Raw genomic sequence first — 25,816 nt, forward strand, 5'->3', positions numbered from 1 at the left:
AATACAAACCGGGGAATGGTTTGGCATTTTCCGTCGGCTAAAAACGTAATTTTGGCAAAAATATTACTTAACTGGGTATCATGAATAGCACAGACCATGAAATTTTTATGCGGCGGTGCCTGGAGCTGGCGGCGATGGGTAGCGGCCATGTGGCGCCCAATCCGGTGGTAGGAGCGGTGCTGGTACACCAGGGCCGTATCATCGGGGAAGGCTTCCACCGGCAATATGGTCAGGCACATGCCGAAGTGAACTGTGTGAACAGCGTAACGCCGGAAGACAGGCCCCTCATCCAGCGGGCTACCATGTATGTAAGCCTCGAGCCCTGTGCGCATCATGGTAAAACGCCGCCCTGTGCTGATCTGATCGTATCAGAAAAGATCCCGGAAGTGGTGATCGGTTGTGTGGACACCTTCTCGGCGGTAGCCGGAAAAGGCATCGAAAAGTTAAATAAAGCTGGTATAAAAGTACATACTGGCGTGCTGGAAAAGGAATGCAGGGCTATCAACCGCCGCTTCTTCACTTTTCACGAACAGCAGCGGCCTTATATCATCCTCAAATGGGCCCAGAGCCGCAATGGCCTTATGGCCGGCCCGGACGGGGCGCCGGTGCGTATCTCCAATCGCTGGAGCGACCGCCTCGTACACCGCTGGCGCAGTGAAGAGATGGCCATCCTGGTGGGTACCCGCACTGCTATTCTCGATAATCCCAGGCTCAATACCCGCTTGTGGCCTGGTAAACATCCGCTGCGACTGGTCATCGACCGGACCCTGGCAGTGCCCCGCACGCATCACCTGTGGGATGGCAGCGTCCCTACTGTTTTTATCACGGCCCGGGATGGGCAGGCCGGAAACGCAGCGCTGCTACAGCTCGACTTTTCTGCACCGCTGCTGCCGCAATTAATGCAAAGTCTTCACCAGCGGCAGGTCCAGAGCGTACTGGTGGAAGGCGGGCCTTATCTGCTGCAGCGTTTCCTGGAAACAGACCTGTGGGACGAAGCCCGCGTGATTACGGGAACGGATACACTGCCGGATGGACTGGCAGCGCCGGCCCTGCGGCAGGCGGCAGGCGTAGAAAGCCTGCACCTCAAGGGGGACCGTATCGACATTTACCGTCGCGGATAAAACAAGAATATCTGGTTTTTCTAAAATATATAGATGGAGGTTTATTTTACAGTTGACAAGACTGCTGTCGCTGAGTTCAAAGACAGGGGCAGCAAATTTCTGGGTTATGTGTTTCCCGTGAAAACCCCTGAAGCGGTGAAAGATTGTCTGATGGAAGTGAAGAAGGAGCATCCCAAAGCCACTCACCATTGTTATGCCTACCGGCTGGGCACCGACGGGATGCAGTTCCGCGCTAATGACGACGGGGAGCCTTCCGGTTCTGCGGGCAAACCCATCCTGGGGCAGATAGACAGTAAACAGTTGACAGATGTGCTGGTAGTGGTGGTGCGGTATTTTGGCGGCACCCTGCTGGGTGTGCCGGGGCTGATCAATGCCTATAAGGTGAGCGCTTCTATGGTGCTGCAACTGGTGCCTGCTGTTCAGAAAAACATCGAGTCAAAATACCATCTCACTTTCGACTATACCATTATGAACGATGTGATGATCGTGGTGAAACAAAATAATTGCACCGTCCTGTCACAGGAGCTGCAGCTTTTCTGTACTATGGACATAGGAGTTCCAAAGACGAACGAGGAGCTGTGCCTTTTGCGTCTCCGCGACATTCACGGACTGGAGATAAAATCGTTGAAGTAGCGGCTGTTGGTTTCGCGGTGAATTGAAAATTGGCAAACAGTTCCAGGCAAAGATAAGGAGACCGGGAAGCTTCCGGCATGTCCATTCTAACGCATGCCCTTTTTAATAACAGCACCATAGCCACCGCGGCTGCTGCAATTAAAAAGAATCTATAACGTTTCAACATAGTGGTAATATTTCAGGGTGATAACGAGGACGATAAAGAAATATGCCAGAAAAATATTTGTTGAAAATGAATAAGTTATACAGTAAATAGGTGGCTGAAATTGTCCGAACACGAAAGCCGAACGTCCAAAACCGGACAACATCAAAAATCAGTTACAAATTACGGATAAGGAATTTACGAATAAAGGGTTTTCTAATGGGATGCATAATTATTAACATTTCCATAAGAAAACCCTCCGTTATTTATAAATAGAAGTACCGGTTATCAAAACCGGGGGCTTACTACGAGATCTTTGCTGCCCGGGGTGTATTTGTAGAAGCCTTCCCCGCTTTTTACACCAAGGTAACCGGCGGTGACCATGTTCACCAGCAGGGGGCAGGGCGCATATTTGGGATTCCCGAATCCATCGTGCAATACATGGAGGATGGAGAGGCATACATCCAGCCCGATGAAGTCGGCCAGCTGTAAGGGCCCCATCGGATGGGCCATTCCGAGTTTCATGACAGTATCTATTTCCGCTACGCCGGCTACGCCTTCGAAGAGGGAGTAGATCGCTTCGTTGATCATGGGCATGAGGATGCGGTTGGCGATAAAGCCGGGATAGTCGTTGACTACACAGGGTACTTTGCCCAGCTTTTCGGAGAGCGCTACGATTTCCTGTGTCACGCTTTTATCGGTGGCGTAACCATTGATGATTTCCACCAGTTTCATCACCGGCACCGGGTTCATGAAGTGCATACCGATGACTTTTGCCGGCCGTTTGGTGACGGCGGCAATTTTGGTAATGGAGATGGAGGAGGTGTTGGTCGCCAGGATCGCCTCCGGATGCGCGTGTTGATCGAGGTCCTGGAATATTTTAAGTTTCAGCGCTACATTTTCGGTGGCGGCTTCCACCACCAGTGCGACTTCTTTTACCCCGTCAGGGATAGCGGTAAAGGTGGTGATATTAGCGAGTGTCTGTGTTTTCTGTTCTTCGGTGACAGTGCCTTTGGCCACCTGTCTGTCGAGATTTTTGCCGATGGTTTGTATGGCTTTTTCGAGGGCTGTCGCTGATACATCTATCAGGTTTACCGAATAGCCATTCTGGGCAAATACGTGTGCAATACCGTTACCCATAGTGCCTGCGCCTATAACCGCTACTTTTTGCATGGAGATTATTTTGGTTCTGATAATAAGGCAAGATAAATGTTTTATGCATAAAAAAACGAAGAGCAGTTGCTCTTCGTTTATCGGGAGAACCCTTTAGTATCTTGTTGATGACCGGTTAATAATCGTCTTTCCGTTTGTAGTCGCCCCGTTTCCAGGCCTGGATAAATTGTGCCCAGGCCAGGGGGTTGAAGATATTCTGCGGTGGTGGCTGTCCGGCGTAGTACAGGGACTGCGCCTGTTTATTGAGGTACATGCTGGTGCCTTCCGCGCCGTCGATCGGCGTGTAGCGGGTCATGGCCCTCAGCCTTGCGTTTTCTGTGTTTTTGCGGGCTATCTCATAGGCATCGTCGGGGATGTCCATGGTAGCGAAAGCTCTTTCAAACTCCTGCCGGCTGAGGTAGGGTTTGATGATAGTTACCGGAAGATAGGTGGTGTCTTCCACCATCAGTTGTATCAGGGAGAAATTATTGCCTTTGAGCGTGGTCGGGATTTTATAGTCCTTCTTTTTAAAGCCTACGGCGCTGAAGGTGAGGGTATCCCCTTTGAACACCACGATGGAAAACACACCGGCGGCGTTGGAGATGGTACCACGGCCCTGGCCTCTGACAATAATGCTGACTGCCGGAACTGCCCGGAGGCTGTCCGCTGTCATGGTAAGACCTGAAATCTGAATGACACTGTCCCTGAAATCCGCAATTTGGGCCTTCAACAGGAAAGGAGATAAAAGGAACACCAGGATGAGTGACAGTATGTAGGATCTTTTGTGATGCATGCCGGCCCTAAGATATAGAAATTTAATTACTTGTCTCCCAGCGATGGATGAACGCGAAGAAGAAGTTGTAAATTAACTTCCAATTGGGTTAACTTTGCAGTCAGGAATCGAATTTTAACAACAATTTATGATGACGAAAGAGCAGATTTTACAGGCCCTGAGCAACGTCGAAGAGCCCGATCTGGGTAAGGATCTGGTGACGTTGAACATGGTAAAAGATATAGAGATAAACGGCAACAAGGTGAAGTTTACGGTAGTGCTGACAACACCGGCCTGCCCGTTGAAAGATCTTATCAGGAACGCATGTGTTAATGCCATTCATATGATGGTAAGCAAGGACGCGGAAGTGGAAGTGGTAATGACGGCCAATGTGAGCTCGCGTCGCACGGAAGGTAAAGGCGTACTGGCTGGCGTAAAAAATATTATTGTCGTGGCCTCCGGTAAAGGCGGCGTGGGCAAATCCACCGTAGCGGCCAATCTGGCGCTGGCGCTGGGCCGTGATGGCGCCCGTGTAGGCCTGATGGACGCCGACATCTACGGTCCGTCCGTTCCCATTATGTTTGGCCTCCGTGGCGAAAGACCGATGATGGTGAACGTGGAAGGCAAAGGCATGATCCAGCCTATCGAGAAATACGGCATCAAAGTGATGTCCATCGGCCTGCTGATCGATGAAAGGCAGGCGGTAGTCTGGCGCGGCCCGATGGCCAGCAGCGCCCTCCGGCAGTTCCTGACCGACGTATACTGGGGCGAACTGGACTACCTGGTGATCGACATGCCTCCCGGCACCGGCGATATTCACCTGACGCTGGTACAGACCGTACCGGTAACCGGCGCCGTGATGGTGACCACCCCGCAGGACGTGGCCCTGGCAGACGTACAGAAAGGTATCGCCATGTTCAACGGGCAGCAGATCAATGTGCCTATCCTCGGACTGGTGGAAAACATGGCTTATTTTACCCCTGCGGAACTGCCGGAAAATAAATACTACATCTTCGGTAAAGAAGGTGGCCGTAAACTGGCAGAAGATCTTGAAATACCGTTCCTGGGCGAAATACCGCTGGTACAGAGCATCCGTGAGGGTGGCGACAGCGGCGAACCAGCCATGGCCGGCGACGACAAAACTACCCGTAAAGCTTTCCTGGACGTGGCCGGCGCCGCCGCCAGAAGCATCGCGATGCGGAATGCCAACATCGCCCCCACCAGAATTGTGGATGTGATCGTATAGGATTCCCCGGGGAGCACATAACTACAGCGAAGATGAGGCGGTATGATCCGCAGCATCTTCGCTGTTTTTTAAAAAATCTTCATTCTTTTTTTCCTTATCTTTAATTGAATCTTCCTCCAAAATGATTGTCGGTAAACCATAACGGCCACAACAAATACACCACAGTAGAATATTTTAGAGGTAATCGTAATATGTTTAAACTGCCGCAATGCCTAAGTTTTGCTTAACTTTGCGCCCCAAATAAACCGACTATGAATCGACAGGAATTGGTGAATCTTATTAAGGAAAAACAATCTTATCTGTGCGTAGGATTGGATACAGACATGCAAAAGATTCCGAAACACCTGCTGTCTCACGCAGATCCGGTGTTTGCCTTTAACAAGGCAATAATAGACGCTACCAAAGACCTTTGTGTAGCGTATAAAATCAATACGGCCTTTTACGAATGTATGGGCATCCGCGGATGGGAAAGTCTGCAGCGTACGGTAGAATACATCCCCTCCGGTATCTTTACCATCGCCGATGCAAAACGCGGTGATATCGGCAATACCTCCACCCAATACGCCAAAACTTTTTTTGATACGTATAAGTTTGATTCCGTTACGGTAGCTCCTTATATGGGGAAAGACAGCGTATTACCTTTTCTTCAGTTCCCGGAAAAATGGACCATCCTGCTGGGACTGACGTCGAATGAAGGCAGCCAGGACTTCCAACTGCAACAGGCGGGTGATGAACTGCTGTTTGAAAGAGTGATGAAAACAGCCATGGAATGGGGCACACCGGATAACCTGATGTTTGTGGTAGGCGCCACACAGTCTGCTCAACTGGGGTATATCCGTAAAATGGTTCCTGACCACTTTTTCCTGGTACCGGGCGTAGGCGCCCAGGGAGGCAGCCTGCAGGACATCTCCACACAGGCCATGAACAAAGATTGCGGCCTGCTGGTAAATGTCAGCCGTGGTATCATCTACGCCGGCAATGGTGAAGACTTTGCCACCGACGCCCGTAACGCCGCCCTGCAATATCAGCAGGAGATGGCCACCTACCTGAACCAGACCACTGTCAGCCTCTGATACTGACAATAGCCGTTGGCGTTAGCTTTTAGCCGGCCTCAAAGAATTTAAGGAAGGCTGAAAGCTAACCGCCACCCAGGCAGCTATTTAAATACGCAGTTTTTTTCCGTCCACCACGGCAGCACCTCAAAACGTAACCGCCCCGCACGCACCGCAGGATCTTCCTTCACCAGTTGTACCGCTTCCACACTATCGCGGCAATCCAGGATAAATATCCCTTTCAGGTCTCCGTCATTACCAAACGGGCCCGCTACCAGCAGTTTGCCGGTTTGCGCCAGCTGCCGGATATGCTGCATATGCGCAGTCTGAATATCCGCTGCCGCTGCTGCCGGCTGATCGCGGTGAGGACCCCCTTTAAGAAATACCATCCAGTAACATTTCATGCCCCCGTCGGCAACAGATCGTTGATGGCCACTAAGAACAGCGGAGGATATTGACTGTAGTGCAGCAGGATGAAAAGACACCGTTACGATAACCAGAAATGCGAGCAGGAAAAGCGCAGGAATAACTTTGCTTGCCATAACTTTTGAATTACGAATGAGGAATTACGTCTTCCAATTATCAACCACAATTTACGAATTACCCGTTACATGATAAGGGCGAACGATTGACTATGAATAACTTAACAAAGCCATCCGTTTGTTGCGGCCATTGGATAACGGCACCATGCGGGAATCTGTCATTTGTAATTCGTCGTTCGTAATTCGTAATTGGTTATATTGGGGTATTAAACCCGAACAGATGTCTAAAGATTTATTCCAGTCACCGGATTATTATGCTGTAGATGGTTTGTTGACAGAAGAACACCTGTTGATCCGCGATACAGTAAGGCAGTGGGTAAAGAAAGAAATTTCGCCCATTATTGAAGATTATTGCCAGCGTGCTGCTTTCCCTTCGCATATCCTGAAAGGGCTTGGCGAACTCGGTTGTTTTGGTCCCACTGTGCCGCAGGAATATGGCGGCGGTGGTATGGACCACATTGCTTACGGGCTGATGATGCAGGAGCTGGAACGTGGCGACAGCGGCATCCGCTCCACCGCTTCGGTGCAGGGTTCCCTGGTGATGTATCCTATTTTTACTTTCGGCAGTGAAGCGCAGAAAAAGAAATATCTGCCTAAACTGGCTACCGGCGAATGGATGGGCTGCTTCGGCCTGACTGAACCGGACCATGGTTCCAACCCGGCCGGCATGATCACCAACTTCCGCGAAGACGGCGATCACGTAATTCTCAATGGTGCTAAAATGTGGATATCCAATGCTCCTTTCGCACAGATCGCCGTGGTATGGGCCAAAGACCCTGAAGGCGTTATCCGCGGCATCATCGTGGAGCGTGGCATGGAAGGGTTTACCACACCGGAGACGAAAGGCAAATGGAGCCTCCGCGCCAGCGCCACCGGCGAATTGGTATTCGACAATGTAAGAGTTCCCAAAGAAAATATACTGCCGTTGGTCAAAGGATTGAAAGGGCCGCTCAGCTGCCTGTCTTCCGCCCGCTATGGTATTGCATGGGGTGTTATCGGCGCTGCGATGGACTGTTACGATACGGCGCTGCGCTACTCCAAAGAACGCAGCCAGTTCGGCCGGCCTATCGGTGGTTTTCAGCTCACCCAGAAGAAACTGGCGGAAATGGTGACGGAGATCACCAAAGCACAATTGCTCAACTGGCGCCTGGGTGTCCTGAAAAATGAAGGCAAAGCCACGCCGGCGCAGATCTCCATGGCTAAACGCAATTCCTGCGAAGTGGCTACCAAAATAGCCCGCGATGCCCGCTCTATCCTGGGTGGTATGGGCATCACCGGCGAATTCCCTGTCATGCGGCATATGATGAACCTGGAAAGTGTGCTCACCTATGAAGGCACGCATGAGATCCATCTGCTGATCACCGGCATGGACGTTACCGGCTTCGATGCTTTCAAATAACATTTTTCTCGGGCGGGTAAACCAAGTGATATGACCTACCTGACGCGTACCATCTGGCTGCTCTCATTGATTAGCCTGGTAACCGATATCGCCAGCGAGATGCTTTATCCCGTTATGCCGATATACCTGCAAAGTATCGGTTTTTCGGTATGGATAATTGGTGTGCTGGAAGGAATTGCAGAAGCTATCGCCGGTTTAAGTAAAGGATATTTCGGAAAACTGTCGGACCAGACTGGCAGGCGTACTCCCTTTATACGGCTTGGATACGGCCTGAGCGCAGTGTCCAAGCCAATGATAGCTGTATTTGTTTACCCGCTTTGGATATTTTTTGCCCGCACGGCCGACAGGCTCGGAAAAGGCATCCGGACAGGGGCCAGGGATGCCCTGCTGTCTGATGAAGCTACCACAGAAACCAAAGGCCGTGTGTTTGGCTTCCATCGGTCCATGGATACGATGGGTGCCGTGGTGGGGCCTTCATTGGCACTTTTGTTTCTTTACTATTTTCCGGGCAGTTACCGTAGTATGTTCCTGATTGCCTTCGTTCCCGGTTTGCTGGCTATCATTTTGTCGTTATACCTGCAGGAGCAAACGGCCTCCCCCACAAAAGAAAAGGCTCCGCCTGTCCGTTTTTTTGCTTTTTTAGATTACTGGAAGAGTAGCCCTGCCGCTTACCGCAGGCTGGTGGCTGGTTTATTGGTATTTACCCTCTGTAACAGTTCAGATGTTTTTCTGTTGCTTCGGATTAAACAGGCAGGTTTGAGCGATAATGCGACCATCGGCATCTATATTTTTTATAATCTCATATATGCACTGGCTGCTTTCCCGTTAGGGATACTGGCGGACCGCATCGGCTTGAAAAAAATATTCCTTGCAGGACTGATGTTGTTTGTGATGGTATATGCAGGCATGAGTGTAGCGGGAAGCTGGCTTTGGTACGCCAGCCTGTTTCTGTTATATGGACTATATGCTGCAGCTACCGAGGGTATCTCCAAAGCATGGATCAGCACTATCACTGATAAAACGGATACAGCCACGGCAATTGGCACTTTTACTGGTTTACAGAGTATCTGCACCATGATGGCCAGCATGCTCACCGGTTGGATATGGTATCATTTCGGAGCTTTGACGGCCTTTCTCCTTACTGCCTGTATCGCTTTTATAGTAGTGGCTTATTTGCTGGTCAGAGTGCCGGCGCCTGATACCAATACCTGACTGTTTTTTACAGAAAACCCCGGCACAAAATATTATCTTACCTGCCTGTCACTCTTGTTATCTGTTTTTTATGAAGACGTTTTTTTTGCTATTGATGAGCATATGCATCGGGACTGCGGCAACGGCGCAGGAACAACTGCTGAAGCTGGTGACCTGTGAAGGAAAGGCGCAGGGCACCTACTACATTGTGAAATATCTCGCTGTAGACACCGCGTCTATGCGGGACCGTATCGATTCGGTGTTTGCTGTGATAGACCATTCGTTGTCATTGTATAAGCCTGGCTCTTTGATCAATCAATTCAATGCCACCGGTGATGTGAAGATGGACGAACATATGCGGACCGTGGTGGAAAAAGCTATCTATACCAGCAAGGCCACGCAGGGTATTTTTGATATAACCGTGAAGCCATTGGTGTATCTCTGGGGTTTTGGCGTTACCAAACCTTCTTTCCGGGGAGTGCCGCCGGCAGACAGTATTAAAAAGGCTTTATCGTATGTGGGTTACCGTTACCTGTCGGTAAAAGGGGATCATCTCACCACCACTAAAAAAGGCGTACAAATAGATTGTAATGGTATCGCACAGGGCTATACGGTAGATGTGCTGGGGAAGTTCCTGGAGCAGCAGGGCATTCAACATTATCTGGTGGATGTGGGAGGGGAGTTGTGTGCCAAAGGCGTGAACCAGCAGGGAAAAAACTGGCGTGTCGGTATTGAACGCCCGGCGCCCGGTGATACGGCCTATGAACCGATACAGGCGATGGTGGAGCTGCAAAATAATGGTATTGCTACCAGTGGCAACTACCGCCGTTTTTTTGACCAGGGGCGTACCCGTTTCGCTCATACCATCGATCCAGGGACAGGCGTGGCGTTGCACAACCAGATCATCAGTGTGACGGTGATGGCGAAAGACTGTTTTACAGCAGACGCCTTTGATAATCCGCTGATATTAATGGGCGTGGAGAAAGGGTTGAAATTTATCGCGCAGCATCCGGCATATGGGCTGGAGGCGCTGTACATCTACAAAGCGGCGGATGGCAGTATAAAGGAGGCGCGTAGCCCGGGCTTTCGGTATTTTGGGATTTTTTGATTTACGATTTTTTGATTTCACGATTACCGAAAACAAGTTTGCTAATTGTCTCCGCTTAATGATTCGCAAAATCAAAAAATCGTAAATCAAAAAATCCCAAAATAAAAAAAGCCCCGCCTCGAATAAACGAGCGGGGCGCATCCTCACTATTCCTCTTTCATGAATATGGATAAAAAATGTTTTAGTGTATGTGTACTTTAATACCAACGTTTGCCTGAACGGTGTTGTAGTTGGTAATATCGTTGTACTTATACGGTGAATAATTGTACCGTACGTTGGCGTTGAACATAACGGGGGAGTAGCGGCCGAAAGGCACGTTGATACCCACTTCCGGGCTGACCATAAACTGCCAGCTGTTTTTCTTCTCTACAAACTCGCCCCAATATTTTTCATAATTCATATTTGCGGCACCTACGCCCAGCACACCGTAAGGAATCACAGCACTGGTGGCCGGTGTGAAAGCATAACCTACCGTAGCCTGAAGGGGTATTACCTGCAGGGTGCGGGACTGTACGGCAGAAACGTCCCCTTGTTTGTCGGGGTATACCGCACGGGGTATTCTTTCATAAAAATCCTGATAGCCGCTGCGTACACCTACAGACAGGCGATCGTTCAGCATATAGGACAAACCGGCGCTCCAGCCACGGAAGCTGGTTTTATCGGTGTAGTCTTTCAGGGAGCCGAGTGGTTGGGCAATGGAGTAATTGATGTCTATGGACAAAGGCGGACGGCTTTGCGCAGACACAGCCTGTGCAGCGATACATCCCGCGAAAATCAACAGCCAGTTTTTTATCTTTTTCATCTCTCTATCAATTTAAAATTTTCGGAATGGGCGTTATTTGCTTTTGCTCAGGTATGCTGATTGTGCAAAGGAAGCCTGTACCATTGGGTCTACGTTGCTGGTATTCCATACGCCTGAGCCGCGCCACAGGGCGTTCCATACAACGTTGAATTTGTCGTTCTTCGCGTTTTTCAGATCGAAGAGATCGATAGCGGTCTGTTTTTCGTTGACCTGGTATACGGTGTAGTAAGAAGGCCAGTACCAGCCGCCACCGGGATAACCCCACCATCCTGCGTCCCAGTAGCCGGGACCGCCCCACCAGCCTGGATTCCAGTTAATGCTGGTATAGGAGTTGTCGATGCGGGTAAGATTAATGCCCAGATCAGGTTTGGCGGATTTGTCCACCTGAGTATAGCCTCTCTGTTTCATGGCAGCCGTCACAGACGCAATGAGTTGTTTGTCGTAGGTGGTCAGGGCTTTTTTGGCGGAATCGCTGTTCCTGCTAAGTACGACCACGGAGTCAACGATACTGAAGGTAGTATAGGATTTAAAATCAGCCGTGTTATCGTGGTTGGTGATATAAATCCGGGACTCCTCGTCTGTCATGTCCTTCAAGGGGTCTTTACGGCAGCTGCTGATGGACATCATTGCCACGAGAGCGGCAACAGCACTGAGTAAATACATTGTTCTTTTCATATCCTCGCGTATTTATTTTTATGATAGGTCTCTTCCGTAAAGGTTAACAGCGGAGTGCGTGTCAAATGTTAACATATAACGCCGGCTGGCACGCGGCTGCAGGGAAGTTTCCGTTTATCCTATTATTCAACGCTTTGGATAGAAAGAAGTTACAGGAAGTTTACTGGAGAATTGTTAAGGTAATCCTAAAATGAAAGTTGGGTTAACAAAATGAGCTTTTAACAAAGATGATTAGTTTAATATGTTTTTGGAAACTAATACATCTTTTAACTGCTCTGGATGAACGAAATGGATGCTGTCGATGCCTTGCGCTTCCGCAGCTTTTACATTGCGGAGATTGTCATCGATGAACAGGGCGTGTTCTGCGTCCACCTGGTAACGGCTGAGGAGGAGCTGATAAAAAGAGGGAAAGGGTTTGCGTTGTCTTTCGCGGCCGGACACCACGATACCATCAAACCATTGCAGGAAGGGGAATTCCACCAGGGCGAGGGGAAATGTTTCGTTAGACCAGTTGGTGAGTGCGTATAATTTGTATTTGCCACTGTCTTTCAGCTGGCGTAGCAATTGCACAGATCCGGGGATTTCGCCGCCCAGCATTTCTTTCCAGCGGCCGTAGTAGGCGCGGATTTGCGCTTCGTGTGCGGGGTGGCTGGTGACCAGCATTTCAGTGGCTTCCTGCAGGCTTCTGCCGGCATCCTGTTCTTCGTTCCAGTCAGGCGTGCAGATATTCTGCAGGAAATTGTCGATTTCTGCTTCTGTCGCAAATATTTTGCGGTACAGATAACGGGGATTCCAGTCGATCAGTACCGATCCCAGGTCAAAAATAATAGTGTCGTACACGTTATTTGTTTGGCTTTTCATAGGTTAATGAGACAATTAGAAAGCGATTGTGTTTAAAGGCTGTCCGGTAATTCATCGGCGGCGTCTTCCAATAGTTTGAGATCTACGGAATCGCTGCCGGCAATACCTTCTATTGAGCCTTTGATATGTGCGGCGTTGAGTAGTACTTTTTCCAGTTGTTTTTCGCGGGCTTTCCACAGTTTTTCCATGGCGTCGCGCTCGCGTTGTATGGAGAGTTTCATGGACATAAAGCCTTCGCGGATTGCTTTCCATTGTTCAGCGAATTCGCTGCTGGTGAGGTATCCGTAGAGCATATGCATTTTGTCCCCTTTGTTTTCCTGGGTGCGGATACTGCCGGCGATTTTGATGATGCCATCGCGCAGTACATAAGCGAGTGATTTTACTTCCGCGAAGGTGCAGATCCAGATACCTTCTTTTTCTCCGAAGCGTTCCATATCACGGGGCATGGCCTGTGTTACGAGGATGGCCACGTCGATGCCCTGGCTGCGCATGTCGGCTTTCAGTTTTTCTATCCAGTCGCGCGTAAATTCTTTGGTCCTTTTGCTTTCGTAGATAATACGGCCGCATTCCTGGCCAAAGGAATTACGTATCAGCTGTACGCAGTCGGCCCCACGCACTCCTTTGCCCACAGGCGTCACCTCGTCATACGGGAATGTGCTGCGGAGCATTTCTTCCAGCACGAGTTCCTGCACTTCGCCCTGCAACTGGGTAGAACCCTGTTCGGCGCGGCGTTTCATTTCCTCCGCCAGTTTACGCTGGTCTTCCAGTTGTTTTTCCAGCTCGCGCATGCGCAGCTGGTATTCGGTATCCTTCAGTGTATTGCGTTCTGCTTCTTCCTTACGGATTTTTTCTGCCAGCTCGCCGCGGGCTTCCATCAGCTTTTTCTGCAGGTCCAGTTCCAGTTCCTGCTCTTTATTTTTCAGTTCCTGCTCTTTCCGGAGGAATTCCAGTTCCTGTTTGCGGGCTTCCCGGAGACGGGCTTCCTGCTCCTGGTTGGCTTCCCGGAGGGTGGATAGCTGGTTGTCATAATCAGCTGTAATGGATTTGCGCAGTTCTTCCGCTAGACTTTCCTGTAGCCGCTTTTTTTCGGCCTGCAGCCGTTGAGCCACTTCCTGTTCCTGTTGCAGCCGGAGCGTTTCTATCTGCTGGCGCTCCTGCGCCATGCGGTTTTTCTCCGTCAGCAGGCTGTTTTTCTCGGCCTGCAGGGAATCGAGGCGCTTACGCCATTCAGATTCCATTTTCCCCCTCATTTCCTTTTCAATGTCTGCGGCAAATGCATCCTCCATGACAAATTGGTGTCTGCAATTGGGACAGGTAATAGATGTTCCCATAATTTCAGTACAAAAATTACGTAAAGATAGGGTTTAAGCAAGTTCGCCGGAAACGAATAAAAAAAGGAAGGAACATGACTTCCTTCCGCTCAACATAAACGGCACAAACAATAGTAAATAGGTTTAACAATAAGATAGTGCAATTTCCTGTCTGGGGGTTATGGCTAAATTCTTCTTTTATTGTTAGCTGAAGGTTAAGGAACGATGAAGGAATTGTTAAGAAAGCTGCCGGTGAGTAGGGATTAAGTGCTTGTTAGTCAATTGATTGGAAATAGAATGATAAAGGGGGGCGGAAGAGATTGCCTTTTTGTGTGAGGGTAACGCTGCATAAAACGACAAAACCCGCTCCTGGAGCGGGTTTTGTTTAAGTGGTGCGAAGGAGGAGATTCGAACTCCCAAGCCCTTTCAGGCACTACCACCTCAAAGTAGCGCGTCTACCAATTTCGCCACCTTCGCATCTTTTCTGGTAGAATGGGCTGCAAAAATAATGGCTTTTTAGAAATAAGCAAATTTATTTATGCTTTTTCTCAAAAATGTGTCTTTGGCGGTGAGGGTGAAACCGGTTATTTCCTAAGCAGGATGCGGAAAGTAGTGCCTTTGTTTATTTCTGAAGATTTTACAAAAAGTCTTCCTTTATGATACTCTTCGATGATTCTTTTGGCGAGGGAGAGCCCTAGCCCCCATCCTCTTTTTTTGGTGCTGAAGCCGGGCTTGAATACTTTTTCGAAGTGCATTTTGGGAATGCCTTTGCCGCTGTCGGAGATATCGATGGTCACGAAGGTGGGGTGGTTGTCGATGTTGATATCGATATGGCCGCTGCCTTCCATGGCGTCGAGCGCATTTTTCAGCAGGTTCTCCACTACCCAGTCAAACAGCGGGGGCGAGATCATGACGGGCAGTTCTTTTTCGGCGGAGTGAACGGAGAAGCGCACTTTCTGCGGCGCTCTTTTCCGGATGTAGGCTGTCATGTTTTCAATTTGTTCGAGCACATCACGTTCTTCCAGTTTGGGCACGCTGCCTATTTTAGAGAAGCGGTCGGTGATGAGTTTGAGGCGGTCTACATCTTTGGCCAGTTCTGTCACCATCATGGTGTTGGCTTCATTTTCCCGGAGGATTTCCAGCCATGCCTCCATAGATGAAAGGGGGGTGCCCAGCTGGTGGGCGGTTTCTTTGGCGAGGCCTACCCACACCTGGTTCTGCGTGGCGCGGTTGGTGCTGGAGAGGGCGAAGAGCACCAGTGCGATAAAAAGGGTGACCACGCCCAGTTGTATGTAGGGGTAGTAGCGTATTTGCCGGAGGATAAGAGAGTCGCCGTAATACACATAGTTGTATTGCTGATGGCCTGCTTCCACGGCAAACGGCGGGTGTTGTTTTTTGAAGGCCTGCAGTTGTTCCTGCAGGTAGCCCGGGTTTTGGGCGATGCGCAGGGAGTCGAGGTTGCGGCTGTCGAGGATACGTCCCTGTTTATCGGTAAGGATAAGCGGGATGGTGGTATTGTTGGTCACTATTTCCACCGCGAGGTTAAGATTGGCGTCGGGGCCTGACTTGAGCAGTTCCCGGTTGGCTTCTACCCAGGTGGCTACTTTTTTGCGTTCTTCATCCTGTATTTTTCTTGTCAGGTTGCTGACGAACCATATCGTGGTCACGATAATGAGCACTGCTATGGAGGCCAGCACGAACTTCCACCCGATGTATTGTCTAAACATATAACTAATTTAAGCCTTATTCCGCTTTGATGATTCGGGATGATTAGCAAATATTAGAATCCTTTGTTGCATATTTGCATCTCTTAATTTTATTATTCACGCATAAACGTAATATCATTTGCACATATTGCCATCAGTTGCTGTCGTTATATTAAATTGGAACGGGAAGGCTTTCCTGGAGAAGTTTTTGCCGTCAGTGTGCCGCTCTACTTATGGTAATCTGCAGCTGGTGCTGGCCGATAACGCTTCTACTGACGACAGTGTGGCGTTTGTGGCCGCCAACTACCCATCGGTACGTATTATCCGTAATCCGTCCAACGACGGTTTTGCCGGCGGGTATAATGAAGCGCTGGCGCATGTGGAGGCCGATATTTATGTGTTACTGAACCAGGACGTGGAGGTGGAACCGGGATGGATAGAGCCGGTGGTGGCGCTGATGGAATCTGATCCGCGCATCGCGGCCTGCCAGCCTAAGATGCGGGCTTACCATCAGCCGGACGAGTTTGAATATGCCGGCGCCGCCGGCGGCTGGATGGATGTGCTGGGCTATACCTTCTGCCGGGGCCGCATTCTTTATACCACGGAAAAAGACGAAGGACAGTATGACGATGTGCAGGATGTTTTCTGGGCAACGGGTGCCGCGCTCTTTATCCGTTCGGCCTGTTTTCACCAGGTAGGTGGTTTTGACCGTGACTTTTTCGCCCATATGGAAGAAGTGGACCTGTGCTGGCGCCTGCAGCGGGCCGGCTACCGGGTATGCTACTGCCCCGGTTCCAAAGTGTTCCACGTTGGCGGAGGCAGCCTGCCACAGGGCAATCCCCGCAAGCTCTATCTCAATTTCCGCAACAACCTCATGATGCTGTGGAAAAACCTGCATAGCGAAGACCGCTGGATCGTATTGTTCCAACGTTTTTTCCTCGATATCCTGGCGGCAGTGAAAAGCCTGGTGTCAGGCAAACCCAAAGACATGGCCGCTATCTGGCGCGCCTATCGCGATTATTACCGCTGGCGGAAGACCTATGTCAACAAACATGAGCTGCCGGAAGTGAAGCTGATGAAAATGAAAGGCGTTTTCCACGGAATCATGATCTGGCGTTATTACTTCCTCCGCAGGAAGAAGTTCAAAGACCTGATATAAAAATCGGGGAAACAGGGGCTCTTCTCCCTAAAATATCCCGATAACTACATACATAAATCCAAAATATTTGTTAGGTTTGCACCGGAAATAAACTGAATATGGAACACAATACAGTAGAAAATAAGAATGACATCACCCGCGACAGGGTTTCCCGCTCCCGTTTCTTTTATTATGTGGGTCTGTTTTGTTTAGTGGCGTTTTTACTCGGCGGCTGCTACAATCTGTACAAACACAAATATCCGGGTAAGCCTGATGTGACTGTTCAGGAAAGTTCCTTGTACAATCCGAAGTATAAATAAGTAATATAAGCAACGCTTATTTACTGACAAACATAATTATCCAGCCTCCCGCGGTTTTCCCCGGGAGGTTTTTTTGACCCCGTGATTCTCCTGATTCTCCTGATTTTCCCTGATTTTTCTGATACCTGCGTTATTTTCCCGGTATGGTGTCTCTAGGCTTTGTTTTTATTGTACCCTCCTGCCTTGTTTTATACTCTCAGCCTTGTTGCCTGATATTACATCCGTACACTGGCGTATTTACCGATGCTTTTCCCTATCGCGTAAATTATATTCCCGATGCGAGTACCGTGTTAACCCATAAGCGAGGAATTTTGTAATGCCGGATAATGCCGGCATGGCTTTATGAGAACAATGGTCCAACGGAAAAAAAAGGAAGCGCACAAACCCGGTAAAAAATCTTTGGCAAGAGTAGTGGTGGACAAGCTGCACCTGTGGCTGGGGCTCGCGTCCGGCATTATTGTGCTGATTATCAGTGTAACAGGGTGCCTGTTTGTTTTCCAACGGGAAATCAGCGAAGTGGTTTACCACAAGGAAATGTTTGTGACGCCGCAGGAGCATACGCTGCCGCTGAGCGAGCTGAAGGCAAGCGCACAGCAGGCACTGGGGGATAAGCCTATTATGTCTGTCACCGCCTGGCGGGCGACGGACCGCGCCTGGGAATTTCTCGCCTATAAAGCCAATGATACCGCACTGACCTATTTCGGCTGCGTGGAATATTACGAGGCGATCATGGTCAACCCGTATACCGGGGCCGTTACCGGCCGTATTGACTACAAAAACACTTTCTTCCCCATCGTGAAGATGATACACTGGAGCCTGCTGTTGAACACCAAATACGGCCAACCGATAGTAGGCTGGAGCACTTTCGTGTTTGTGATCCTGCTGATCACCGGCCTCATCATGTGGTGGCCTAAACGCTGGACCAAAGCGACCCGTGACCAGAGTTTCAAAATAAAATGGAAGGCCAGTTTCAAGCGGGTGAATTACGACCTGCACAATGTGCTGGGGTTCTATAGCCTTATCATCGCACTGGTGCTGGCCCTCACAGGGATGGTATGGGCTTTCACCTGGTTCCAGAAAGCCGTATATGTGGCCGCCGCCGGCACTACGGAGGCGCCCGCGGTAAAACAGGTAACCTCCGGCCCGGCTATCGCTGTGGCCACCGGTAACCCGCTGGACATCGCTTTTACTACCGTTCAGCCGCTGCTTAAAGACGCCGGCCGTGTTTTCGTATATCCGGCAGCGTACCCTGAAGGCGTGCATACCCTGGGCGGCTACAGGGGAGAAGACATTTTCTTTGGCAGTGACGAGTATCAGTTTGATCAATATACGGGTAAACTGGTGGGGCATAGTGAATACAAAAAGAAGAACCGCGGCGAGAAACTGATCGCTATGAATTACGATATTCATGTGGGCGCTATCGGTGGCCTGCCAGGAAAAATAATTGCGTTCATCATCAGTTTCATCTGTGCCTCGCTGCCGGTGACCGGTTTTTATATCTGGTGGGGCAAACAGAAAAAATCAAAAAAGAAAGTGGCAAAACCTGTCGCGCGATTGAATACTGTATAAAAGTGTAATAATTTTTGTTTCTCTGGAATCGGCCATGGTATTGATTTCATGGAGATGATTTACAATTGTGTGCAATTATTTTTTTAAAAACTTTGAAAAAATATTTTGTGTTTTCAGTCCGTTTCCTATCTTTGCAATCCCAACGAAAACGCCACACGGCAAAACAAACACGCTGAAAGCGCCAACAGTTGGGAAGTTCTTAAAAATTTATGTGTTAAAACACCTGCGGAAGTAGCTCATTTGGTAGAGCACGACCTTGCCAAGGTCGGGGTGGCCGGTTCGAGCCCGGTCTTCCGCTCCAAGCCGGAATGCTTAGCAGCATCCCCCGTCGAAAAAAGTTCTTAGTCAAAATTGCGGAAGTAGCTCATTTGGTAGAGCACGACCTTGCCAAGGTCGGGGTGGCCGGTTCGAGCCCGGTCTTCCGCTCTAAAGCCTGATCATACATCATGATCAGGCTTTTTTATGTCCGGTACACAGGCGCTTCCGCCTGGACTTTTACGTGAAACGCTTCTTTTGCTGTTACGTCTTGTCTTCTTTTCCCTACACATCAGAACAAGCCTTTTGTCAGGGCTTTTCCCTGAGGCGCTCATTTTGCCGGTGTGGCCTGCTCGTTTTCTGCACGCCCGGGGTGTGGCCAGCGCCTTACCATAGGACGTGCTCACAAAAAAGCGCACCGTTGCCGATGCGCTTCCTGTCTATAAATATTTTTTATTCAGTTTAAAAATCGCCGCTGGCGCCGCCGCCGCCGCCGGAACCACCGCCAAAATTGGGATGTGTGTCTGCCGGTCTTGCTGTTGGCGGGAATGTTTGTGCTATAATCAACGATTCCAGTTTCAGTCTGTCTGCCATGCCTGACTCATCAGATGGGGCATAGGTGAAACCGTTTTTAGGGGTATGCAGGTACCTTATCAACGCCCATGCGCCGCCTGTCAGCACCAGTCCGCCCAGTGCCATGGCCGATTCCAGCGGCATTACGCTGTGGTAATATCGTATCGTGAATACGATCATGGCAATTAGAATAACGCCTGTACGCAGCAGCACGGCATCTTTTTTACGAACGCCCAGGTAGATATACAACGGAGGAATGATCACCGTCAGGGCCCAGAAGAGCCATCCGGCGGGAATACCGGTATCATTGTCCGGCATGAACAACATGCTGTTGGTTTCCCGTACCACGTAGTAGTTGCCGGCCATATAGAGCGTTATCAGCGATAAAACGCGCAACAGGGTAAAGCAGTCGCTGTAATGCCGCAGTGCCGGACGTTTTACGAGCCGGCTGCTGATCAGGTACACCGCCAGTGAGATACCCATGAGCAGGAACGGCATGAATGCTGTGCTGTAAGGGATCTTTAGCGCTTGCCAGAAAACCAGCAGCAGAAAGGAGAGATAGGCAACGGCGGAAGAAACCATATCGGCATAGCGCAGCGTGCCCAGTACCGTAAGAATAAAGACGGTCAGCGCCCATGCACTTTCCGACATGTCGTAGTTTTCGATGAAAATACCGCAGCAAAACAGCCCGACGGCGCTCCATAACAAGGCTTCGTTGATGCCGGAGCGGTAAGGTCTTTTCTGGCTGATGGCAAATTCCAGTACGCCCAGGCAGAGCAACGACGCCAGTATCAGCGCTACCCGGAAACCGGTAGGAGTATCGCTGCTGAGTGCCAGCAATAAAAAGAACCCGCTGGTAAAAGCGACCACAATAGCTGTGAGCAGAAAAAGCCCGACGCGGATGACGGGGTTGGGCGTATAAAGGTCCACCGGATGCGCTTTACGTATCGCTTCCTGTGTTTCGGTGCTGATGCATCCCTGGCGGTGTGCTTTGTCAGCCTCGTTTTGTACATAGAGATTATCGAGGGTTACTGAAGACCAGGCGATCATTGTTGTTTGATTTTTTTATTGAGTTTGATTAAGAACATAATAACACCTACCGTAGAAAATATCATGTACAGGAACCCGGAATAGATATCGTCTGCCAGGTGATTGAACACGGTGCGTCCCAGCAGGATGCTCAGGCCCACATAGCCGTATAATACCGCCAGTAGTACAAAGTAGAAGGAGTGGTCGCGGAAGGCGCGGTGCCAGGTGAGGTAAGCGCCGGCGGCTAACAGCAGGAACCAGAGCCCAAACCATTTTTCAAAGATGCACATGGCGGCGATGGTGGCGATGAAGAAGATGTGAACGCCGAAGTTGCGGTAGGTAAAGGCAAAGTGTTTTTTGAAATTACGTTTCTCTGATAGCTCTGCCAGCGCCACAAGGCCGATGCCCAGCGCCACGCCGATGTAAATCAGGTTCTCATTGCCGAAGTCATTCTGCGACAGTATCTGGAATGGCGTGATGGCAATGCCCGCCCATGCGGCCAGATTGGTGACAGCCATAGAGAGGATGCCCAGGTGATCGAAGTAGTAGGCCGTGGCAAACAAGGCCACCATGGGGATAAAGGTGGCAAGACCGTAAGCGGTGCCAAATACGGTGTACTGGAACTGCAGGTAACCGATAAAGGTGACGAAGGTGAGGCTGCCTAACAGTAACGCATAATCGTAGAAGGCATTGGGCGATTCGGTTTTTTCACGGGAAAAGGGTGCCCGATGCCGGAAACAGTAGGCATAGCAGCCAATACACAACAACGCAATGAAGAGGAGGATCACCTGGTGCCCGATGGTATCGATGTTTTTGTAAACGAGGATACCGAGGCCGCCGCTCAGTAGTAGTACGCCAAGGTACAGGGCTGATTTGATTTCCCAGTGGAGGGAGAAAAGGCGGTTGTTTTCCGCATGGGTAACACGTTGCATTTCCTCGTCACTGATCAATCCTTCTTTTTGGAGTTTGGAGAAAGTATCAATGTTCATGCAGTGAAAATACGAATTACGCTTTATGAATTGCGAATTAGAGGCTGTTTTCCGGGAAAGTTGCTATGTGAACGTATCATGAGGGCGTCAAAAATTTATAATTCGTAAAGCGTAATTCGTATTTTCATCCCATGGAGAGGTATCAATCAACATTGTTTTCCACAGGGCCTTTTGAGCTGGGCGAAGGAGCATTCTGGTGGCCGGAACGCTCGGCATGGTGCTGGGTGGATATTTTGGGCCATTCCCTGTATATGATGGACGGTAAAGGACAACGGACCCAATATCATATAGGCGAGTATGTGACGATGATAGTGCCGGTACAGGGCAGCAATGAATTGCTGCTGGGGCTTCATGGCCGTGTGGCGCGTTTCTCGCCGGAGCAGGGCCTGGGCCGCACGCTGGCGGTGCTGGACGGGAATCCCGGCCTCCGTTGCAACGATGGCAAGTGTGACCCGGCCGGCCGGCTGTGGATCGGTACCATGCACCTGACCACGCAGCGCGATAATGGCGCTTTGTATTGTATTGACCATAACCGTCCGCCGGTGATCAAGATCCCGCAGGTAAGTATCTCCAACGGGATCGTATGGTATGGCGACCGGATGTATTTTAATGATACCGTGACCAACAGGGTCCAGGAATATGCCTATGACGTGAATTCCGGTGAAATTAAATTCCTGCGCAATGTCGTTGTGATTCCTGCTGAACTGGGATCGCCCGACGGGATGACCATCGATAGCGAAGGCATGTTATGGGTGGCCCAATGGGGCGGTGGCGGGGTATACCGCTGGAATCCGGTCAACGGGCAGCTGCTGGGGAAAATAGAGGTGCCGGCCCCGCAGGTGTCCTGCTGTGTTTTCGGCGGCCCGGATATGCAGGAAATGCTGATCACCACGGCCAGGGAACACATGACGCCCCAACAGCTGGAGGCCCATCCTATGAGTGGAAACGTGTTTCACGCGAGGCTTCCTTTTAAAGGCCTGCCTGTCAACTATTTTAAATATTAGTTTAATATACATTTGATTGTTTCACGAATTCTCGTGTTTTTTTCGTACTTTTGTAGGTATGAACGGGCATTTTTAGGGTATTTTAATACCAGAGCAGCGCTATCTTATCCAACTTCCCTTTTATAATACTTCCCTTTAGTACGCTACTGAAACATTCAAGTGTATTGTATAAACTAATGAACAGTCATGAAGGATTTTACAATTATTGACAACAAAGAGGCCAGGCAGTTTGAGGCGCATATCGCAGGACAGCTGGCAAAGGTTATTTATGAAAGAAATGGCAGCCGTATTTTCCTGACAGGCGCAGAAGTGCCGCCGACCCTGGAAAAACAAGGAGTGCTGCCGATGATGCTGGGTAAAGTGATGGAGGAAATTTCTGCACAGAATATCCGGATGGTCCCTTCCAGCAAAAAAGTAGCGGAATACGTGCGCAGCAATCCTAAATGGAAAACACTGCTGGCACATGGACTGCACATCTAACGAAAAGAGTAAACGATTTTAAAGTAAACGGGCTGTTTATTTATTGGGCTGTTGCAGGAAAAGTACTTTTTCCGAATGGCGGGAGGAGAGGAGTATCTTCAAACGCTACAAGCAACCCAATAAATAAATCAGCCCGTTTAAGTTTTAAAGTCTGAGTTTGGATAATTATTTCAGTCCCAGCTTCGCTTTTACCGATGTCATCAGGTCGTCGGTCTCTGAACCGATCAGCACTTCATCCTTCGAATTGTCAATCACCATCGTGTAGCCTTTTTCAGTAGCTACCGCCTTCAGCGCCTTTTTAGCTTTATCCATGATCGGCACCAGCAACTGTTGGTCCTTCAGCTGTAATTTCTCTTCCATCCGCTGCCGGTAGTCCTGGATGCTGGCCTGTGCGTCCTGCAATTCTTTCTCTTTTATTTCTTTGATCTGCTGTGTCCATTTAGTGGCAAGACTGTCATACTCCTGCAGTTTCTTAGTATATTCTGCAACAAGGTATTGTCCGTCTTTAGCAAGCTCCTGCTGATATTTTTGCAGCGTGTCAGTCGCTTGTTTGGTTTCGGGCATAGCAGCAATCAACTGCTGAAAATTGATATAGGCGGTCTTCTGCGAAAATGCTGCGGTGCTCATGAGCAGCATCAGTGCGACAGCGCAAAAATATTTCATGATATAGTTTTCAGCAATATTATGGAATAGATATATAAGAGAATGTTAAATTGTTCACGCAAAGGAGCTAAGCAGCAAAAGGCGCAAAGACCGGTGTTTTGCACGCAAAGGAGCGAAGCAGCAAAAGGAGCAAAGACCGGTGTTTTGCACACAAAGGAGCTAAGCAGCAAAAGGCGCAAAGACCGGTGTTTTGCACGCAAAGGAGCGAAGCAGCAAAAGGAGCAAAGGACTGGTGTTTTGCACACAAAGGCGCTCAGGTCTAATTGCCAATCATGATAAATTTAAAGGCCGGCCAATGTATTCGCTTTATTATTTCATTATTATGTATGGTTTAATAATTTAATATTTGTGATAATATATTTTCCGCACCTTTGCACCTTAGCTGCTTAGCGCCTTTGCATGAAAAATTTTTAGCGCTCCATAGGGGTAACCTTATCTTTAGGTGTCGTCTTGGAAAGCATTTCAATTGGCAGAAGGAATTATCTTTGACTATAGTTATCAAAACCTACGCATGGAGTTGCAACATCCAGGTGATACTTCGTTACTGGAAAAAGAAGACGTATTAACTTTTGAACAGGCATTTAAAACCCATTTTAAAGGCTTGCATGCCTATGCCTGTACCATATTGAAAGATGAAGTGATGGCGGAAGAAATGGTGCAGAATGTATTCTGTAAACTGTGGGAGAAATCAGGAGATATCAAGATCAAACAAACTATCTCCGGGTACCTCTACAGGGCGGTATATCACGAAAGCATCAATTACCTGCGGCATCAGAAAGTAAAAGCCACGCATCAGGCACATACCCAGTATCAAATGAGCAATAACAGGGATACCGGCAATACGTCCGGGAAAGTGACCATGCGGGAACTGGAGGAAAAGCTGCACAAAGCGCTCCGTGATCTTCCGGAGAAATGCAGGACCATCTTCCAGTTGAGCCGCTTCGAAGAACTAAAATACCAGGAGATTGCCGATAAGCTTGATATCTCGGTGAAAACGGTGGAGAACCAGATGGGCAAAGCGCTGAAGCTGCTGCGCCTCAACCTGGTGGACTTTCTTCCCCTGTTGTTAATATTGCTCCACCTCTAAACCTTCTACCGTGAAAAAGCAAACTGACCATATAAACGACGATCTGCTGGTAAAATTCATGTTAGGCATCACCACGCCGGCAGAACAGCATTCCGTGGAGGCATGGATGGCTGCCGATAGCGCCAATGCCAAATACTATGAACATTTCCGGCTCATCTGGGATGAAAGTAAAAAGCTGGCGGCCGTTAGCACTGTTAACGAAGACGACGCCTGGAAACGCTTCCAGCAACGGGTAAGTACCAACGAAAACAGCGGAGGCGCCCGCATTATCAAAACCGACTTCTCCACCTGGCGCCGGAACCTCGCCATCGCAGCCACTTTGCTGGTACTGCTGGGCGCTGCCGGATTCTGGTTCATGAAAGCATCCCGGCCACAGCATACCGTTTACGCCAGTAATGCAGTCAGACTGGATACTTTGCCAGACGGCTCTTTTGTGACGCTGAATAAACAATCTTCTATCAGTTACGCGAACTCCTTTTCCAAAGAAAGACACGTGAAACTGGAAGGTGAGGCCTTCTTCAACGTAGCGCAGGACCCGGGCCGCCCCTTCGTGATCAAAGTAAACGACGTGACCGTAAAAGTACTCGGTACTTCCTTCAATATCAAAAGTGTCAATGGTAAAACAGAAGTAATCGTGGAAACAGGCGCGGTAGAGGTAACCAAACAACACCACAGCGTACAGCTGCAGCGCAACGAGAAAGCCATCGTGACAGATAAAGACGACGCACCGGTAAAACAAAGCAATACCGATGAACTGTATAACTACTACCGCACACAAACATTTGTCTGCAACAATACACCGCTGTGGAAACTGGTAGATATCCTGAATGAAGCGTATGGCGTAAACATCGTAATCGCCAATGCCGCCAAACGTGACCTGCCGATCAGCGTTACCTTCAGTAACAGCTCCCTCGACAGCACACTGAAAATTATCGGGCTTACTTACGGTATCACCGTAGACCAGCATGAAAACAATATTACCCTGAAATAACTGTAG

Annotated in this window: 25 protein-coding genes and 3 tRNA genes; 16 read left to right on the forward strand and 12 right to left on the reverse strand. The window is 49.4% G+C overall.

Annotated features, from left to right (window positions below; all coding sequences use genetic code 11):
* Nucleotides 1-80 precede the first annotated feature (80 nt).
* Together ribD and B5D63_RS03445 are read left to right on the forward strand one after the other, a co-directional pair.
* The gene (gene ribD / locus B5D63_RS03440; protein WP_078667355.1) at nt 81-1,121 is read left to right on the forward strand and encodes a bifunctional diaminohydroxyphosphoribosylaminopyrimidine deaminase/5-amino-6-(5-phosphoribosylamino)uracil reductase RibD; all 1,041 of its coding nucleotides are present in this window, start codon (nt 81-83) and stop codon (nt 1,119-1,121) included.
* Between the two features lie 33 nt (nt 1,122-1,154).
* Entirely contained in the window at nt 1,155-1,754 is a 600-nt protein-coding gene (locus B5D63_RS03445; protein ID WP_078667356.1) for an IMPACT family protein, read from the forward strand.
* A 430-nt stretch (nt 1,755-2,184) separates the two neighbouring features.
* Here the strand turns inward: B5D63_RS03445 and B5D63_RS03450 are convergent, their stop codons facing one another.
* The gene (locus B5D63_RS03450) at nt 2,185-3,069 is read right to left on the reverse strand and encodes a 3-hydroxyacyl-CoA dehydrogenase family protein (RefSeq protein ID WP_078667357.1); all 885 of its coding nucleotides are present in this window, start codon (nt 3,067-3,069) and stop codon (nt 2,185-2,187) included.
* A 115-nt stretch (nt 3,070-3,184) separates the two neighbouring features.
* On the reverse strand, nt 3,185-3,841 hold the full coding sequence (locus tag B5D63_RS03455; protein ID WP_078667358.1) for a carboxypeptidase-like regulatory domain-containing protein: 657 nt from the start codon (nt 3,839-3,841) through the stop codon (nt 3,185-3,187).
* 127 nt (nt 3,842-3,968) lie between these two features.
* On the opposite strand from B5D63_RS03455, the gene B5D63_RS03460 reads away from it, so the two are divergent.
* Together B5D63_RS03460 and pyrF are read left to right on the forward strand one after the other, a co-directional pair.
* Nucleotides 3,969-5,066 carry an Mrp/NBP35 family ATP-binding protein gene (locus tag B5D63_RS03460; protein ID WP_078667359.1) on the forward strand — a complete coding sequence of 366 codons (1,098 nt, stop codon included), beginning with the start codon at nt 3,969-3,971 and terminating at the stop codon, nt 5,064-5,066.
* A gap of 251 nt (nt 5,067-5,317) precedes the next feature.
* Nucleotides 5,318-6,139, forward strand: coding sequence for an orotidine-5'-phosphate decarboxylase (gene pyrF, locus B5D63_RS03465; protein ID WP_078667360.1), 822 nt, complete (start codon nt 5,318-5,320; stop codon nt 6,137-6,139).
* An 83-nt stretch (nt 6,140-6,222) separates the two neighbouring features.
* On the opposite strand, the gene B5D63_RS03470 is transcribed toward pyrF, so the two are convergent.
* Nucleotides 6,223-6,660, reverse strand: coding sequence for a YciI family protein (locus tag B5D63_RS03470; protein ID WP_078667361.1), 438 nt, complete (start codon nt 6,658-6,660; stop codon nt 6,223-6,225).
* 220 nt (nt 6,661-6,880) lie between these two features.
* On the opposite strand from B5D63_RS03470, the gene B5D63_RS03475 reads away from it, so the two are divergent.
* The 3 genes from B5D63_RS03475 to B5D63_RS03485 all read left to right on the forward strand — a co-directional run bounded on the left by B5D63_RS03475 (nt 6,881) and on the right by B5D63_RS03485 (nt 10,358).
* Nucleotides 6,881-8,059 carry an acyl-CoA dehydrogenase family protein gene (locus B5D63_RS03475; RefSeq protein ID WP_078667362.1) on the forward strand — a complete coding sequence of 393 codons (1,179 nt, stop codon included), beginning with the start codon at nt 6,881-6,883 and terminating at the stop codon, nt 8,057-8,059.
* A gap of 30 nt (nt 8,060-8,089) precedes the next feature.
* On the forward strand, nt 8,090-9,271 hold the full coding sequence (locus tag B5D63_RS03480; protein ID WP_078667363.1) for an MFS transporter: 1,182 nt from the start codon (nt 8,090-8,092) through the stop codon (nt 9,269-9,271).
* A gap of 70 nt (nt 9,272-9,341) precedes the next feature.
* On the forward strand, nt 9,342-10,358 hold the full coding sequence (locus B5D63_RS03485; protein WP_078667364.1) for an FAD:protein FMN transferase: 1,017 nt from the start codon (nt 9,342-9,344) through the stop codon (nt 10,356-10,358).
* 181 nt (nt 10,359-10,539) lie between these two features.
* Here B5D63_RS03485 and B5D63_RS03490 read toward each other — a convergent pair whose 3' ends face one another.
* The 6 genes from B5D63_RS03490 to B5D63_RS03515 all read right to left on the reverse strand — a co-directional run bounded on the left by B5D63_RS03490 (nt 10,540) and on the right by B5D63_RS03515 (nt 15,733).
* Nucleotides 10,540-11,160 (reverse strand): outer membrane beta-barrel protein, encoded by a 621-nt coding sequence (locus B5D63_RS03490; protein ID WP_078667365.1) that lies wholly within the window; start codon nt 11,158-11,160, stop codon nt 10,540-10,542.
* Between the two features lie 33 nt (nt 11,161-11,193).
* A complete protein-coding gene (locus tag B5D63_RS03495) occupies nt 11,194-11,835 on the reverse strand; it encodes a DUF4136 domain-containing protein (protein ID WP_078667366.1) in 642 nt (213 codons plus the stop codon).
* 231 nt (nt 11,836-12,066) lie between these two features.
* Nucleotides 12,067-12,696: an HAD family hydrolase gene (locus B5D63_RS03500; RefSeq protein WP_078667367.1), complete on the reverse strand. Its 630-nt coding sequence runs from the start codon at nt 12,694-12,696 to the stop codon at nt 12,067-12,069.
* 32 nt (nt 12,697-12,728) lie between these two features.
* Entirely contained in the window at nt 12,729-13,982 is a 1,254-nt protein-coding gene (locus B5D63_RS03505) for a DUF2130 domain-containing protein (RefSeq protein ID WP_235021451.1), read from the reverse strand.
* Nucleotides 13,983-14,396: 414 nt separating this feature from the next.
* Nucleotides 14,397-14,483, reverse strand: a tRNA-Leu gene (locus B5D63_RS03510).
* A gap of 107 nt (nt 14,484-14,590) precedes the next feature.
* Complete coding sequence (locus tag B5D63_RS03515; RefSeq protein ID WP_078667369.1) at nt 14,591-15,733, reverse strand: sensor histidine kinase; 1,143 nt, start codon at nt 15,731-15,733, stop codon at nt 14,591-14,593.
* Nucleotides 15,734-15,851: 118 nt separating this feature from the next.
* Here B5D63_RS03515 and B5D63_RS03520 point away from each other — a divergent pair, with 118 nt between their 5' ends.
* The 5 genes from B5D63_RS03520 to B5D63_RS03540 all read left to right on the forward strand — a co-directional run bounded on the left by B5D63_RS03520 (nt 15,852) and on the right by B5D63_RS03540 (nt 19,165).
* Nucleotides 15,852-16,871 (forward strand): glycosyltransferase family 2 protein, encoded by a 1,020-nt coding sequence (locus tag B5D63_RS03520; RefSeq protein ID WP_078667370.1) that lies wholly within the window; start codon nt 15,852-15,854, stop codon nt 16,869-16,871.
* A 98-nt stretch (nt 16,872-16,969) separates the two neighbouring features.
* On the forward strand, nt 16,970-17,170 hold the full coding sequence (locus B5D63_RS03525; protein WP_078667371.1) for a hypothetical protein: 201 nt from the start codon (nt 16,970-16,972) through the stop codon (nt 17,168-17,170).
* A gap of 342 nt (nt 17,171-17,512) precedes the next feature.
* The gene (locus tag B5D63_RS03530; protein WP_235021452.1) at nt 17,513-18,739 is read left to right on the forward strand and encodes a PepSY-associated TM helix domain-containing protein; all 1,227 of its coding nucleotides are present in this window, start codon (nt 17,513-17,515) and stop codon (nt 18,737-18,739) included.
* 225 nt (nt 18,740-18,964) lie between these two features.
* A tRNA-Gly gene (locus tag B5D63_RS03535) sits at nt 18,965-19,040 on the forward strand.
* Nucleotides 19,041-19,092: 52 nt separating this feature from the next.
* A tRNA-Gly gene (locus tag B5D63_RS03540) sits at nt 19,093-19,165 on the forward strand.
* Nucleotides 19,166-19,456: 291 nt separating this feature from the next.
* On the opposite strand, the gene B5D63_RS03545 is transcribed toward B5D63_RS03540, so the two are convergent.
* Together B5D63_RS03545 and B5D63_RS03550 are read right to left on the reverse strand one after the other, a co-directional pair.
* On the reverse strand, nt 19,457-20,617 hold the full coding sequence (locus B5D63_RS03545; protein ID WP_078667373.1) for a hypothetical protein: 1,161 nt from the start codon (nt 20,615-20,617) through the stop codon (nt 19,457-19,459).
* Nucleotides 20,614-21,585 carry a DUF2157 domain-containing protein gene (locus B5D63_RS03550; RefSeq protein WP_078667374.1) on the reverse strand — a complete coding sequence of 324 codons (972 nt, stop codon included), beginning with the start codon at nt 21,583-21,585 and terminating at the stop codon, nt 20,614-20,616. The genes B5D63_RS03545 and B5D63_RS03550 overlap by 4 nt, the downstream gene beginning before the upstream one ends.
* A gap of 131 nt (nt 21,586-21,716) precedes the next feature.
* Between B5D63_RS03550 and B5D63_RS03555 the strand changes: the two genes are divergently transcribed.
* Together B5D63_RS03555 and B5D63_RS03560 are read left to right on the forward strand one after the other, a co-directional pair.
* On the forward strand, nt 21,717-22,589 hold the full coding sequence (locus B5D63_RS03555) for an SMP-30/gluconolactonase/LRE family protein (protein WP_078667375.1): 873 nt from the start codon (nt 21,717-21,719) through the stop codon (nt 22,587-22,589).
* Between the two features lie 186 nt (nt 22,590-22,775).
* Complete coding sequence (locus B5D63_RS03560; RefSeq protein WP_078667376.1) at nt 22,776-23,069, forward strand: GNAT family N-acetyltransferase; 294 nt, start codon at nt 22,776-22,778, stop codon at nt 23,067-23,069.
* 165 nt (nt 23,070-23,234) lie between these two features.
* Here the strand turns inward: B5D63_RS03560 and B5D63_RS03565 are convergent, their stop codons facing one another.
* Complete coding sequence (locus B5D63_RS03565) at nt 23,235-23,732, reverse strand: OmpH/Skp family outer membrane protein (RefSeq protein ID WP_078667377.1); 498 nt, start codon at nt 23,730-23,732, stop codon at nt 23,235-23,237.
* A gap of 511 nt (nt 23,733-24,243) precedes the next feature.
* On the opposite strand from B5D63_RS03565, the gene B5D63_RS03570 reads away from it, so the two are divergent.
* Both B5D63_RS03570 and B5D63_RS03575 read left to right on the forward strand, forming a co-directional pair.
* Nucleotides 24,244-24,819 carry an RNA polymerase sigma-70 factor gene (locus B5D63_RS03570; protein WP_078667378.1) on the forward strand — a complete coding sequence of 192 codons (576 nt, stop codon included), beginning with the start codon at nt 24,244-24,246 and terminating at the stop codon, nt 24,817-24,819.
* Between the two features lie 10 nt (nt 24,820-24,829).
* Nucleotides 24,830-25,810 carry a FecR domain-containing protein gene (locus B5D63_RS03575; RefSeq protein WP_078667379.1) on the forward strand — a complete coding sequence of 327 codons (981 nt, stop codon included), beginning with the start codon at nt 24,830-24,832 and terminating at the stop codon, nt 25,808-25,810.
* The last annotated feature ends 6 nt before the right edge of the window (nt 25,811-25,816 follow it).

The sequence above is a fragment of the Chitinophaga eiseniae genome (assembly GCF_900167135.1).
In the GTDB taxonomy this organism is placed as follows: domain Bacteria; phylum Bacteroidota; class Bacteroidia; order Chitinophagales; family Chitinophagaceae; genus Chitinophaga; species Chitinophaga eiseniae.